Genomic DNA, 13,621 nt, shown 5'->3' on the forward strand with positions numbered 1-13,621 from the left:
TTATTAATATTAAAATAAGGGGGAAAATTTAATATGGAAAGATTTTTAAAATGGCTTGAAGAAAAGTTCATGCCTCCAATGGCTAAGCTGGCGGAGCAAAGACATTTAAGAGCTATAAGAGATGGTATTATTTCTACATTACCATTAATTATCGTAGGTAGTTTCTTCTTAATTATCGCTATGCCACCAGTAGATGCATGGAAAAATGCTTTAGCTGCATCAGGAGCTCAGGCTAAGATATTAATTCCTTACAGAATTACTTTCGGTTTGATGTCAGTGTATGCGGTGTATGGTATGGGTTACTCACTAGCTAAGTCCTATAAGCTAGATGGAGTAAGTGGTGGAGTGCTTTCTTTATCAGCATTCTTATTAACTACTATACCACTAAATATTGATGGTGTTTTGGCAGCAGCTACTAAAGCCGGTGTTAAAGGCGCTGCAGGTATGGGATGGGTTCTTCCAATGGGTAACCTTGGTGGAGCAGGAATGTTCGTTGCAATACTTTGTATGATATTATCCGTTGAAATCTTAAGGTTATTAAAGAAATACAAGATAACATTAAAAATGCCAGAACAAGTGCCAGAATCTGTGGCTAGATCTTTCGAAGCTTTAATACCAGCAGCAGTTATAATAACTCTTGTTTGGTTTGTAAGGGTATGGTTAAACATAGACGTACATGCTGTAATTATGAACTTCTTTAAACCATTATTAAAGGGTACTGATTCTTTAGGTGGAGTTGTAGTTCCAGTTCTATTAATAACTCTATTATGGGCGGCGGGTATCCATGGTGTATCTGTTGTAGGTTCAATACTTAGACCATTCTGGTTAGTATTATTAGATGCTAACGCAGCAGCAGTTGCGGCAGGACAGCCATTACCACATGTTGCTCCAGAGCAATTCTTCCAATGGTTAATCTGGATTGGTGGATCCGGTGCTACTTTATCATTATGTATACTAATGTGCTTCTCAAAATCAGAATACTTAAAGAAGGTTGGAAGATTCTCTATAGTACCAGGAATATTCAATATAAACGAGCCAATGATATTTGGTGTTCCATTAGTAATGAACCCAATATTAGCAATACCATTTATAGTTGGACCAACAATAACTGCTGTAATTTCATACATTGCTGTATCTGCAGGATGGGTTGGAAGATTCTCAGTTAATGCACCTTGGACATTACCAGCACCAGTAGGAGCTTATGTAGCTACTAATGGTGATATAAGAGTAGTATTCTTAGTATTATTCAACATCGCATTAACTGGCTTGATTTACTATCCTTTCTTCAAGATGTATGAAAGAAAGATGATTCAAGAAGAAAAATTAAATGCTGATGCTTAAAACGGAGTTTAAGCTTAATTAAAAAAAGAGTGGCACTATGGTGCCACTCCTAATAAATTAAGGCCCTTTTAACTATAGGTTAAGATTTGAGAGGTGATAATATGAAGAAATTAAAAATAGCAATAATAGGTGGGGGAAGTAGTTATACACCAGAAATAATAGAAGGCTTTATAAAAAGAAAAGATGAGTTACCCCTTGGAGAGATATATTTGGTAGATATCGAAGCAGGAGAAGAAAAACTAAACATAGTGGGAAGCCTAGCAAAAAGAATGGTTAAAAAAGCAGGCCTTGATATAGATGTAGTGCTTACTTTAGACAGAAGAGAAGCTATAAAAGGTGCAGACTTTGTAGTTACTCAATTTAGGGTAGGAGGTCTGGAAGCTAGAGCTAGGGATGAGAGGTTTCCACTAAAGTATGATGTTTTAGGACAAGAAACCACGGGACCAGGAGGTTTTGCAAAGGCCTTAAGAACCATACCTGTAATGATGAATATATGCAAGGATATTAAGGAATTAAGTCCGGAAGCTTGGCTAATAAACTTTACGAATCCATCAGGACTAGTAACTGAAGCCATAAACAAGTATACTGATATAAAGTGTATAGGATTATGCAATGTGCCAATACACATGAAGATGGATATTGCTGCCATGTTAGATGTAGACAGCAAGGATGTATATGTAGATTTTATAGGATTGAACCATCTAGTCTGGGGCAGAAAAGCCTATGTTAAAGAGAAAGATGTAACAAAATTAGTTATAGAAAAGCTTCAAGATGGAGCTAGCTTGAGTATGAAAAATATTTCAGACTTAAAATGGGATGGAGATTTTTTAAATGCTCTTGGTATGATACCATGTCCATATCACAGATATTTTTATATGACAGATAGATTATTAAAGGAAGAAAAAGAAGCAGCTAAGCAAGGTGCTGGCGGAACAAGAGCGGAAATAGTAAAAAAAGTAGAAGAAAGATTATTTGAATTATATAAAGATGAAAATTTACAAGAAAAGCCTAAAGAACTAGAAAAAAGAGGAGGGGCATATTATTCTGATGCTGCGGTATCTTTAATAAGTGCTATATACAATGATAAGAAAGAGATCCATACAGTAAATACGCTAAATAAAGGCACTGTTAAGGAACTTCCTTATGATTCAGTAATTGAGACAAATTGTTTAATAGACAGAAGAGGAGCCACTCCTTTAAATATAAAAGAAGAAGTACCAGCAGAAATTCTAGGACTTATGCAGGCTGTAAAGTCCTATGAGGTTTTAGCTGCAGAAGCAGCGGTAAAAGGTGATAAGCAAAAGGCGCTCCTAGCCCTATCAGTGCATCCTTTAGTGCCTTCTGTAAGTGTGGCAAAAGATTTATTAAGAGATCTATTAGAGATAAACAAGGAATATTTAACACAATTTAAATAAAGCAATTGGAGGAATAAAAAATGGAAAATGAAATTTTTGAAATAATATCTCATGGTGGAGATGCAAGAGGGTTTGCTTACGAGGCATTAAAGGCTGCCAAAGAAGGAGATTTTGAAAAAGCAAAGGAATTACTAGATAAAAGTGAAGAGGAAATGACCTTAGCCCATAATACTCAGACAAAATTAATACAAGCAGAAATAAATGGACAAGATTTAAAGATGAGTTTACTTATGGTACATGCACAAGATCAATTGATGACAGCCATAGCTGAAAAAAACTTGATAGAACAAATGGTGGAAATGTATAAAGAGATTAAAAAGAATAAATAAACTATAAAGTGAGGAGTAGTTATTATGATTAGGCTGCTTTATATAGTATTTGTTGTGTTAATGGTAATAGGCTCCATAGCCTTTACTAGGTTTCTATTAAAGAAGGTAAAATTAAATAGATGGATTGTTGCTTTTACAGCATTTCTTATATTAATAGTACCAGCAATAGCTTTTCCTAATATGAGCAGTATAATTTGGAATGCTTTAATTCTTATATTCTGTGTATTATGCATCATGTTTTTTGAAATAACAAAGAATATGTTTGAAAACAATCAAATCAAAGGAATTGTTAGGTTTGATAAACCCAAAAAATAGTATAATATATATAAATACTATTATATAAAACAAAGGGGGACTACCTTTTGAAACAAGATGAAGTATATGAAATTTTAAAGCATCAATGTATAGAGCAGCAAAAAGCGAAGGGCCAGGTTATAGGTATTTCCGCAGAAGAGGTTGCCGAAGCTTTAAATATGAAAAGACCCAATGTCTTAAGAGAGTTTAAAAAACTTGTAGAATTGGGACTTGTAGACAAAAAAGAGGGTAGACCTGTATTATATTTTATTAATCCTGAAAAACTTAATGTGGAAAGGTCTATGGAAGGCCCCTTATCAGTTTTTGATAAGATCATAGGTAAAGATACAAGTTTAAAGCATCCTATTTCCTTAGCTAAGGCTGCTATTGTATATCCTCCTAGGGGGCTCCATACCCTAATAGTGGGAGAGACAGGAGTAGGTAAATCATTTTTTGCAAAATGTATGTTTAAATATGCTATTGAGATAAACAGAATAAAGGATATCAACGGATTTGCAGTTTTTAACTGCGCTGATTATGCTAATAATCCACATCTGCTCATATCTCATCTATTTGGAGTTAAAAAAGGCGCTTATACCGGTGCTGTAGAGGATAGAGAGGGAATAATAGAAAAGGCAAGAGACGGAGTATTATTTTTAGATGAAGTTCACAGACTTCCTCCGGAAGGTCAGGAGATGCTGTTTACCTTAATAGATGAAGGAAAATATACTCCTTTAGGCAGTACAAAGGATATTCCTATAAGCATAATGATAGTATGTGCTACTACAGAGGATATCAATTCAACTCTTTTAAAAACTTTTACAAGAAGAATTCCAGTAACCATCTCTCTTCCCGCTCTCAGAGAAAGAACTGTAGAAGAAAGAATGTGTTTAATTGAGAGCTTCTTTGAAGAAGAATCAAAAAGAGTAATGAAGAGAATAGATATAAGTGAGGATTCCATTACTGCACTTTTAAACTATGAATGCCTAAATAATATAGGTCAATTGAAAAGCGATATACAAATAGCTTGCGCAAAAGCCTATTTAAGAAGCATGTTTGAAAAGAATTTAGTAAAAGTAGAATTAGGAGACTTTCCTGATGAAGTGAAAAGTGGATTGCTAATAGCCAAGAAGGTTAAGCCTGTTTACTTAAACTTAGAAATCAATAATGATATATTCAACGAGGATGAAGAAGAGTTTGAGGATAAGTATAGCTTAACTAATAATATCTATGACTTCATTGAAAAGAGGAAAGAGTACCTTAAAGGCAGAGGCTTAGAAGAAAAACAAATACAAAATAAATTGTCCGATGAAGTTGAAAGCTATATAAATAATTATTTAACTCATATAAAAAGCAGCAACAAAGAAGACGAAATTAAGAGAATCGTAAACAATGAACTTTACGATTTTTTAAGTAGTTTTATATATTTCGCAGAATATAAATTAGGAAGAAAAATATCTAAAAATACCTTTTTAGGCTTACTTATTCACATAGATACGTTTTTGGGAAGAATTGGTGATAATAAGATAATTGAAAATCCTAAAATAGATGAAATAAGAAAAAAATATCCTAAGGAATTTAAATTAGCCATAGTGCTATCAGATAAGCTAGAACAAAAATATGATATAGATGTACCTATAGATGAAATTGGCTTTATTACAATGTTTTTTGCAGCAGAGGAAGAAGAGGAAAAAGGCAGAGTAGCTGTATTAGTAGCTATGCATGGAAAATCTACAGCTAGTTCTATGGCAGAAGTCACAAATACATTATTAAATACCACTCATGCCATAGGCTTTGATATGCCACTATCTATGAAGCCAGAAGAAGCACTTTATAAGATACAGCATATCATTAAAGAGAAGAATGAAGGCATGGGAGCTATATTGCTGGTAGATATGGGTTCCTTAAAGTTCTTTGATAAAATGATAACTGAAAACACTGGTATTAAAGTTAAAGCCATAGACATGGTAACTACTGCTACTGTCATTGAAGCTACGAGGAAGGCCATAATGTTCCAAAGCCTTGAAGAGATTGTAAAATCCGTAGATTTAGAGAGCAAATATCTAGGAAATTTTTTAAGTGATAACATAAAGCATAAGAAAGATGTTATAATAACTGCCTGCACCACAGGAGAAGGTACCGCTCAAAAGATTAAAGAGATGATATTTAAAAAATATAGTGAAGAGAAATATGATGTGATTAACCTAAGCATGAAGGATAAAAATGAATTTATAAGGGCGGTAGAAAACATAAGAAAAGATTGCAATGTGGTTTCAATCATAAGTGCTTTTGATCTAAAAATAGAGGGAATTAATTACATCTCCATGGAAAAATTCTTTAAAGACTTTTTGGGAGAAGACTTTGAAGAAAGTGAAAACAATGCAGTTATATTAAAAAATATAAAGACTGTTTATAAAGATTATTTAGATCTGCCTCATGGAGATTTTGTGGCAGAGGAGTTTATGCAAGCCATAAGTACCATGAAGTATATATACGGAATACACTTAGATGGAGAAAAGCTAAATGGACTTTTAATGCATTTTGGTTGTCTAGTTCAAAAGTTAGTGAATAGAGAGGAAAGACCAAAATGTAGGAATATAAATACTATACTTTCTAGACATTATGATTTATATGCTTATTTAGAAGGAAGTCTTAGAGGCGTAAAGGAGAAGCTCGATATAAACTTCTCTCAAGATGACATTGGTAATATATTAGAAATATTAATAAACATGTAGGGATATGAGGTGATATCTTTGGATTATGTTATTGGAATAGATGGAGGAGGAACCAAAACTGAAGGAGTGGCTTATGATTTTCAAGGCAATGTATTAGCTCAGTGTACCACTGGTTTTGGTAACTTAGTAGTGAATAAGGATGAAGCTTTAGGGAACATAGGACTATGTATAAAAAGTCTTTTAGAGGAATTAAAGTCTCAAGAGTGTAAGACTATATATTTAGGTTTAGCTGGAGCGGACTCAGGTAATAACAAAGAACTGATAAGAGAATATGTGGAAGCCTTCTTTAAAGGTGAAGTTAAGGTTATGAATGATGCAGATATTGCACTATCTGCACTTTTAAAAGGTGAAGAAGGAATCCTAACCATTGCGGGAACAGGATCAATTTGCTTTGGAAGATATAATAATAAAAAAGCTAGAGCAGGAGGTTGGGGACATCTTTTGGGTGATGAAGGCAGCGGGTATTATGTAGCAATAGAGGCATTTAAAAACATGACTAAGGAACAAGATCTAGATTTACCTTGGAGCACCCTAACGAAAGAGATGTTAAAAGCATTGAATTTTAAAGAGATAGATCAGATTAAAGGATTTATATATTCTAAGAGCAAAGCAGAAGTAGCATCTCTAGCGCCCGTAGTGGTTAATGCTGCTAAAGCTGGGGATGAAATAGCTACAAACATCCTAAAAACTGCAGGAACAGAATTAGCTAGAATAACAGAAATGGTATATAAGAAATTAGATATTAAGGGTGTTACTCATATAGGCCTAAAGGGAAGCATCATCACAAAAATCGATTTAGTAAAGGAAAGCTTTAAGGAGTACTTAAGCAAAGCCATAAAGAACCTTCAAATCCATGATGAAGATGTTTCAGCGGCTAAGGGTGCCTATTATTTCGCCTTAAAGGAGAGGAATTAATATGAGTATTTATTATAAGGATAAAGAAGAAAAATATGTAGTAGGACTTATGTCCGGCACCTCTCTAGATGGAGTAGATGCAGCCCTAGTTAAAATAAAGGGGTACGGAGAAAACATAAAGGCTCATCTGGTAGAATTCTTAAATATGCAAATACCAGAGGATATAAAAAATGAAATAAGAGATAGCTTTAGCATAGAAAGATCTAATGTGGAGCTTATTTGCAGCCTTAATTTTAAACTAGGTTATTTGTTTGCAGAGGCTGCAAAAGCGGTTTGTGAAAAAGCAAAATTTGATATAAAGAACTTAGATTTCATAGGATCACACGGACAAACTTCCTTCCATATACCTGTACCTTATAAAAACTTTGCAAAATCTACTTTACAAATAGGAGAGCCAGCGGTAATTGCTTATGAAACCAATACTTTAGTAGTATCAAATTTTAGAACTATGGATATGGCGGCATTAGGAGAGGGTGCTCCCCTAGTGCCATATACAGAATATCTTCTTTATAAAGGCGATAAGAATAGAGCTCTTCAAAATATAGGAGGCATAGGCAATGTAACGGTTATCCCAGCTCATTGCAGTTTAGATGATATGAGCGCCTTTGATACAGGCCCAGGAAATATGATAATAGACGAGGTTACAAAGAGGCTTAAAGGAGTATCCTATGATAAGGGTGGGGCCTTCGCAGCTCAGGGAACCATCATAGAGGAAATGCTTAAGGAGCTTATGGCTGAAGAATACATGGATAGAGTGCCGCCAAAGACTACAGGCAGAGAGCTTTTTGGAAGTCAATTTGTAGATAAACTTATAGAAAAGTATGGAAATCTAAAGGCAGAGGATATCATAGCTACAGTGACAATGTTTACCGCTAAGTCCATTGAGCATAATTACAGAAAATTTATTTTTCCTAAAACAAAAATTGAAGAGATAATTCTTGGAGGAGGAGGAAGCTATAATAATACCTTAGTTTCCATGATAAAAGAGCTGCTTCCAGAATGTAAGGTTATGATTCAAGAAGATTTAGGATACTCTTCCGATGCTAAGGAGGCTATAGCCTTTGCGGTTTTAGCTAATGAAACCTTAAATGGAAATTCGGGCAATGTATTAAATGCCACAGGAGCAAAAGAAAGAGTAATTTTAGGTAATATAACACCGGTTCCAAGAGGAAAATAGTGATTATACCAAAATAATAATTATACGGAGGCTAAATTATGAGAAAACTAGGAATATCAGTTTATCCAATGCACACATCTGTAGAAGAAAATAAAGCATATATAGAGTTAGCGGCAAAGTATGGCTATAAAAGATTATTTACTTGCCTTCTATCTGTAGATGGAGATAAGGAAAAAGTAGTTAGCGAATTTAAAGATATAATAGGTCATGCTAATAAGTTTGGCATGGAAGTAATATTAGATGTTAGTCCAAGAGTTTTCAATGAATTGGGAATAAAATATAATGACCTATCCTTTTTCCATGAAATCGGAGCCTATGGCTTAAGACTAGACATGGGCTTTACAGGTAGTGAAGAGTCTATAATGACCTTTAATCCTTATGGATTAAAAATTGAATTTAACATGGGCTCTGGAACAAAATATATAGATAATGTGATTAGCTACAAACCTAATATGAATAACATATTGGCTAGCCAAAACTTCTACCCTCATAGATATGCTGGACTTAGTTATGAACATTTTATAAAAACCAGCAAACAATTTAAAGATTTAGGAATTACTACTGCGGCCTTTGTTTCTTCATCTGCTGCAAAATTCGGTCCATGGCCTGTAAGTGAAGGGTTATGCTCTCTAGAAATGCATAGAGAACTACCTATAACTGTACAAGCTAAACATCTTTTTGCTACAGGATTAATAGATGATGTAATAATCGCAAATGCTTTTGCTTCAGAAGAGGAGCTTAAAGCCCTAAGTGAAATAGATCCAGAAATTTTAACCTTAGAAGTAGAATTACATCCAGATACACCAGCATTGGAAAGAAAGATAGTATTAGAAGAGTTCCACTTCAACAGAGGAGACGTTTCAGATTATTTAATAAGATCCACTCAAAGCAGGGTAAAATATAAAGGACATCAATTTGATCCCTTTAATACTCCAGACATGAAAAAAGGAGATGTATTGGTAGAAACTTCTCTTTATGCCTTATATGCAGGAGAAATGCAGTTGGCTAGAAAAGAAATGAAAAACTCAGGAAAAACCAATGTAGTAGGAAAGATTATAGATGAAGAGATCTTCTTATTAGACTATATAGAGCCATGGCAAAAATTTAAATTAGTAGAAAAGAAATAGCTTACTTTGATTAGAATTTGTCACGTACTTGTTACGTGACAAATTTTTTTCTAAAAAATTTATACTGTATAAAGAGCAATTACGTATAACCTAATTAAAGGATACAATATTTTCTAAAGTTATAAATATTAACTGTAGATAATAAACATATAGAAAGTATTTTTAAGGGGGATATACATGAATTTATTAGTACTAAATCTTATTATTATTTTTCAAGCAGGTATATTTTTAATAACAGCTATTGCTCAGTGGAAGGATTACAGAAATAAGGGACTTGGTTTTGGAAAAATCCCTAGAATCCTATTAAGCTTATCCATGGTCATTACGGCGGGAATATTGTTTTTAAATCAAACAAGCTTTCAAAGATCCAATATAATGATTTTTATAGGAATGTTATTTTCTTTTTTTGGAGATCTAGTAATGGCGGCTATAATCAAAACAAAAAATAGATTAGCTTATGGTATGTTTTTGTTCAGTTTTACTCATATTAGTTATACTATAGCCTATTTAGCTGTCATATGGAATAACACAAATAGCAGCTACTTAATAGGATTTTATATAGCAATATTAGTTTTGATTTTGCTAATATGTAGAATGATTTATAGCTCTTTGCAGAAACAAAATGAACAGGAAAATAGTAAAGAGCTTAAAAACAAAAAATATTCTATTATTTATGGCGGAATTATTTTTAATATGTTCTTGTCTTCGTTTTTATTATATATAACCTTGGGAGGACGCTGGTGGATGACCACTTTATCTGCTATAATATTTATGATTTCAGATGGCATAATTGCCCTAAAAGATATTGCACATAAAAATATTAAACATTCAGAGTTTTTAATATGGCTAACTTATGTAATAGCGCAGATGGGCATAATTTGCAGCATACTTATTTAAATTTAAAGGTGGGATAAAATATGACTAGCTATGAAGAACAAATAATCAAAGATACAGCTGATTACATTAAAGATAAATTAGAAGGGGAAGGCTCTGGCCATGATTGGTGGCATATATACAGGGTATGGCAGCTAGCAAAGCATATATCAATGAAGGAAGGTGCTGATACTTTTAAAGTAGAGCTAGGAGCCTTATTACACGATATAGCAGATTGGAAATTTAATGAGGGTGATGAGAAGGCAGGAGGCAGAGAGGCTAAAAAGTGGCTTCAAAGTATAGGAGTAACTGAGACGATATATGATGAGGTAGCCTTCATAGTAGATAATGTATCCTTTAAAGGAGCTAAGGTAGAAAACACTATGAAGGGCTTAGAGGGAATGATTGTACAAGATGCAGATAGATTAGATGCCATCGGAGCTATAGGAATAGCTAGAACTTTTGCATATGGTGGATTTAAGCAAAGGGAGATGTATAACCCAGATATAAAACCTGAGATTCATGAAAGCTTTGAAGCATATAAGAATAGCAATTCCAATACAATAAATCATTTTTATGAGAAGCTTTTATTTTTAAAGGATATGATGAATACTAAAACCGCTAAAGCCATGGCAGAAGAAAGGCATAAGTACATGGAAGGCTTCTTAAAAGAATTTTTTGAAGAATGGGAAGGAAATAAATAAGGCGTCTCCAAAAAAAATAGCATATTTTTTATTATTTAAGGTAATAATTAAAATATCCGGAATAGAGATATTTGATTTTTATACGTAGGGATTTTTATTTTTTAGCTATTGGAATTTTCCGATGGCTATTTTTTTGATATAATTTATATAGTATTTAAAAAATACTATATGCACAATTTAAGATGAGTAACATATGGAGGAAATTATGAAAAAGTTTTGGTGTGAAATTAGTCTAGAAAAATTACAAAATAATTTAGATATAATCAGAAAAAACACTGAAGGAAAAGTCATGGCAGTAGTAAAAGGAAATGCCTACGGTTTAGGTATAGAGGGAATTACTGAATTTTTAAAGGACAAGGTAGACTACTTTGCAGTATCAGACTTGTCTGAGGTGGAAAGAGTGCAGGGGGATAAAGAGATATTGCTGTTAAGCCCTTTAGTAGATAAAGAGGATTTTAAAGATCCTAGGGAAAATCTTATCTATACTATAGATAATGAAGATGTACTAGAGTATATAGATAAGGATTTAAACTATAAGGTGCATCTATATATAGATACAGGTATGAATCGTATGGGTATTAAGACTGAAGAATTGGACAAGATTTTTAAAAGAATTAAAGAAGAGTTCCATAATATAACTGTAGATGGGGTATATACTCATCTTCATAATACTAAAAATAGAAAAGCTACCTTAAAACAAATAAAAATATTCAAAGAAGCTGTGTCTAAGTACATAGGGATAATTCCTCATATTCATTGTTTAAACTCCAGTGGCTTTTTAAATGAAGAGTATAGAAAGTGCTGTGATTTTACCAACATAACTAGGGTAGGTAACATATTATATGGATATGATGGACAGATTATGGGACTAAAAAAAATATTTTGTTATAAGGCTCATATCATAAATACTTATAAAGTAAAAAAGGGCCAACGTATTGGTTATGGTAGTACATATAAAGCTAAAAAAGACATAACCCTAGGTATACTAGGATTTGGAAATATTGAGCATTTTGGCTTTAATAAGGATGTAAAGCATAATATATTTTATGACTTATTAAAGGTGGTTTATAATCATTTAGTTAAGAGACCTGTTATATTCAGTGAAGGAAAGGGAGTTGAAATAATAGGTAAACCTAATATGAATATAACCATTATCAATGCTGAAGGTATTGATAAGAATAAAGAATTAAAGATAGATATAACCCCTATATTAGCAGATAGCTCTATACAAAAAAAATACATATAATTATAGATATTATAAGGTGAAGAGGCAGAAAATCTGCCTCTTTTCTAATATAGAAATATAAAATAAAGAAACAGATGTAGTAATTATAGTAGTTTTTAAATTTTCATAATTCCTACACATTCTAAAGGTAATATAGGCATAGAAGCAAATTAAATAAAAAAGAGGAGAGATTTTAATGAATAAAAAAATATTAGCAATAATAACAACTACCGTATTAACTATAGGAGCAGTGACTGTAGTATATGCTAAGGAAAATAATAATTCAAATAAGGTTGCCTTAGACAAGTATACGATGTACCAGGATAATGTAAATAAAAATAATAGTGAAATGTATAGTCCCATAGTAGGCGTAATGAGAAATAATAATCTTGCGGCTGCGTCTAAAGCTATGGAAAATAGAAATTTTGATGAAATGGATAACTTTATGAGAAATATTACAGAGGAGCAATATAATCAAATGACAGATATAATGAAAAACAATGGCTATGAAGGTATGGCTAAAATGATGGAATCTATAAGCCGACAAGATATGGTGAATATGCACAACTCCATGATGAGAAGATAAGTTGTTTTAGATTCATTATTCTTGGATATTAACTCATAGAGTTATAATTATAATCTTATTATATAAATATTATGCACTTCAGTTAAATATAAAGGCTTTCTAAATAAAAGAAAGGTTGTTGGAGGGATAAGTATATGAATTGTCATGAAAATAACAAAGGAAATAAAGGTAATCATAAACACAGCCCATTAAAACATATGCTGCACATGATTCTCTGTTGTGGATTGCCTATAGTCATTATAGGAAGTTTGCCTTTAATAACAAGATTTAGTCCCAATGCTGTTAAGGTGTTAGGATTAATAGCTCCATTTTTATGTCCAATAATGATGATTTCAATGATACCAATGATGTTTAACCATAATAAAAAGTCAAGCTGTTGTGACCAATCAGGTAATGATAGTAATAAGTCATTGAAATTAAATGAGCCCATAGAATAGTATGAAGAACTACAAGTATCTACCTACTTATAGAAGAATTTCAATTCTATGCTCCTTATGATATGAAAACCTTTGTAAGATCAAAGCTTTTTAAAGGTCAATGGCCAGCAAATTGGCAGGATGCTGATAATCAGAAGGAAGTAAATATAGATGGTCTCCGCGTAAAGAGGGAGGATGGTATAAATTATTTTAACTTTGAAGACCTTAAAAAATTGAATATTGTTCCTAAACCAAAAAAATCCTTTGTGATTTACTTAAATATAGCTGATTTACAAAAGATTGGATTAATAAACTAGTGTATTTTATTAGAGATTATGGTTTAGCTGATTAAAATGGAAGCGTTCATAGATTTGTTAAAATCAATTCTATGAATGCTTCTATATTTTTTTGTAAAACTATGTATAGTATAAATATAAAAGGGAAAAGTTTGAATAATCACGAATTTGAGGCTAAAAATTATCTT

At 32.5% G+C, this 13,621-nt stretch carries 14 protein-coding genes; all 14 read left to right on the forward strand.

Annotated elements, in window-relative coordinates; translation table 11 throughout:
- Positions 1–33 precede the first annotated feature (33 nt).
- Entirely contained in the window at positions 34–1,341 is a 1,308-nt protein-coding gene (locus BN2665_RS12560; RefSeq protein ID WP_055667460.1) for a PTS sugar transporter subunit IIC, read from the forward strand.
- 101 nt (positions 1,342–1,442) lie between these two features.
- Positions 1,443–2,756, forward strand: coding sequence for a 6-phospho-beta-glucosidase (locus BN2665_RS12565; protein ID WP_055667461.1), 1,314 nt, complete (start codon positions 1,443–1,445; stop codon positions 2,754–2,756).
- Between the two features lie 20 nt (positions 2,757–2,776).
- Complete coding sequence (locus tag BN2665_RS12570) at positions 2,777–3,085, forward strand: PTS lactose/cellobiose transporter subunit IIA (protein WP_055667462.1); 309 nt, start codon at positions 2,777–2,779, stop codon at positions 3,083–3,085.
- 24 nt (positions 3,086–3,109) lie between these two features.
- Positions 3,110–3,400, forward strand: a complete 291-nt coding sequence (locus tag BN2665_RS12575; RefSeq protein WP_055667463.1) for a hypothetical protein — start codon at positions 3,110–3,112, stop codon at positions 3,398–3,400.
- Positions 3,401–3,447: 47 nt separating this feature from the next.
- Positions 3,448–6,114 carry a sigma-54-dependent transcriptional regulator gene (locus tag BN2665_RS12580; RefSeq protein WP_055667464.1) on the forward strand — a complete coding sequence of 889 codons (2,667 nt, stop codon included), beginning with the start codon at positions 3,448–3,450 and terminating at the stop codon, positions 6,112–6,114.
- A 9-nt stretch (positions 6,115–6,123) separates the two neighbouring features.
- On the forward strand, positions 6,124–7,029 hold the full coding sequence (locus tag BN2665_RS12585; protein WP_423229855.1) for an N-acetylglucosamine kinase: 906 nt from the start codon (positions 6,124–6,126) through the stop codon (positions 7,027–7,029).
- Between the two features lies 1 nt (position 7,030).
- The gene (gene anmK / locus BN2665_RS12590) at positions 7,031–8,206 is read left to right on the forward strand and encodes an anhydro-N-acetylmuramic acid kinase AnmK (protein WP_055667466.1); all 1,176 of its coding nucleotides are present in this window, start codon (positions 7,031–7,033) and stop codon (positions 8,204–8,206) included.
- A 38-nt stretch (positions 8,207–8,244) separates the two neighbouring features.
- Entirely contained in the window at positions 8,245–9,333 is a 1,089-nt protein-coding gene (locus BN2665_RS12595) for a DUF871 domain-containing protein (protein WP_055667467.1), read from the forward strand.
- 177 nt (positions 9,334–9,510) lie between these two features.
- Positions 9,511–10,230 carry a lysoplasmalogenase family protein gene (locus tag BN2665_RS12600; RefSeq protein ID WP_055667468.1) on the forward strand — a complete coding sequence of 240 codons (720 nt, stop codon included), beginning with the start codon at positions 9,511–9,513 and terminating at the stop codon, positions 10,228–10,230.
- Between the two features lie 20 nt (positions 10,231–10,250).
- The gene (locus BN2665_RS12605; RefSeq protein ID WP_055667469.1) at positions 10,251–10,910 is read left to right on the forward strand and encodes an HD domain-containing protein; all 660 of its coding nucleotides are present in this window, start codon (positions 10,251–10,253) and stop codon (positions 10,908–10,910) included.
- A gap of 205 nt (positions 10,911–11,115) precedes the next feature.
- A complete protein-coding gene (locus BN2665_RS12610; RefSeq protein WP_055667470.1) occupies positions 11,116–12,156 on the forward strand; it encodes an alanine racemase in 1,041 nt (346 codons plus the stop codon).
- A 175-nt stretch (positions 12,157–12,331) separates the two neighbouring features.
- Entirely contained in the window at positions 12,332–12,721 is a 390-nt protein-coding gene (locus tag BN2665_RS12615) for a hypothetical protein (protein WP_055667471.1), read from the forward strand.
- A 134-nt stretch (positions 12,722–12,855) separates the two neighbouring features.
- Entirely contained in the window at positions 12,856–13,158 is a 303-nt protein-coding gene (locus BN2665_RS12620; protein ID WP_055667472.1) for a hypothetical protein, read from the forward strand.
- 62 nt (positions 13,159–13,220) lie between these two features.
- On the forward strand, positions 13,221–13,454 hold the full coding sequence (locus BN2665_RS12625) for a hypothetical protein (protein ID WP_055667473.1): 234 nt from the start codon (positions 13,221–13,223) through the stop codon (positions 13,452–13,454).
- Positions 13,455–13,621: the final 167 nt, after the last annotated feature.

Source organism: Desnuesiella massiliensis (assembly GCF_001403615.1).
GTDB classification, from domain to species: Bacteria; Bacillota; Clostridia; order Clostridiales; family Clostridiaceae; genus Desnuesiella; species Desnuesiella massiliensis.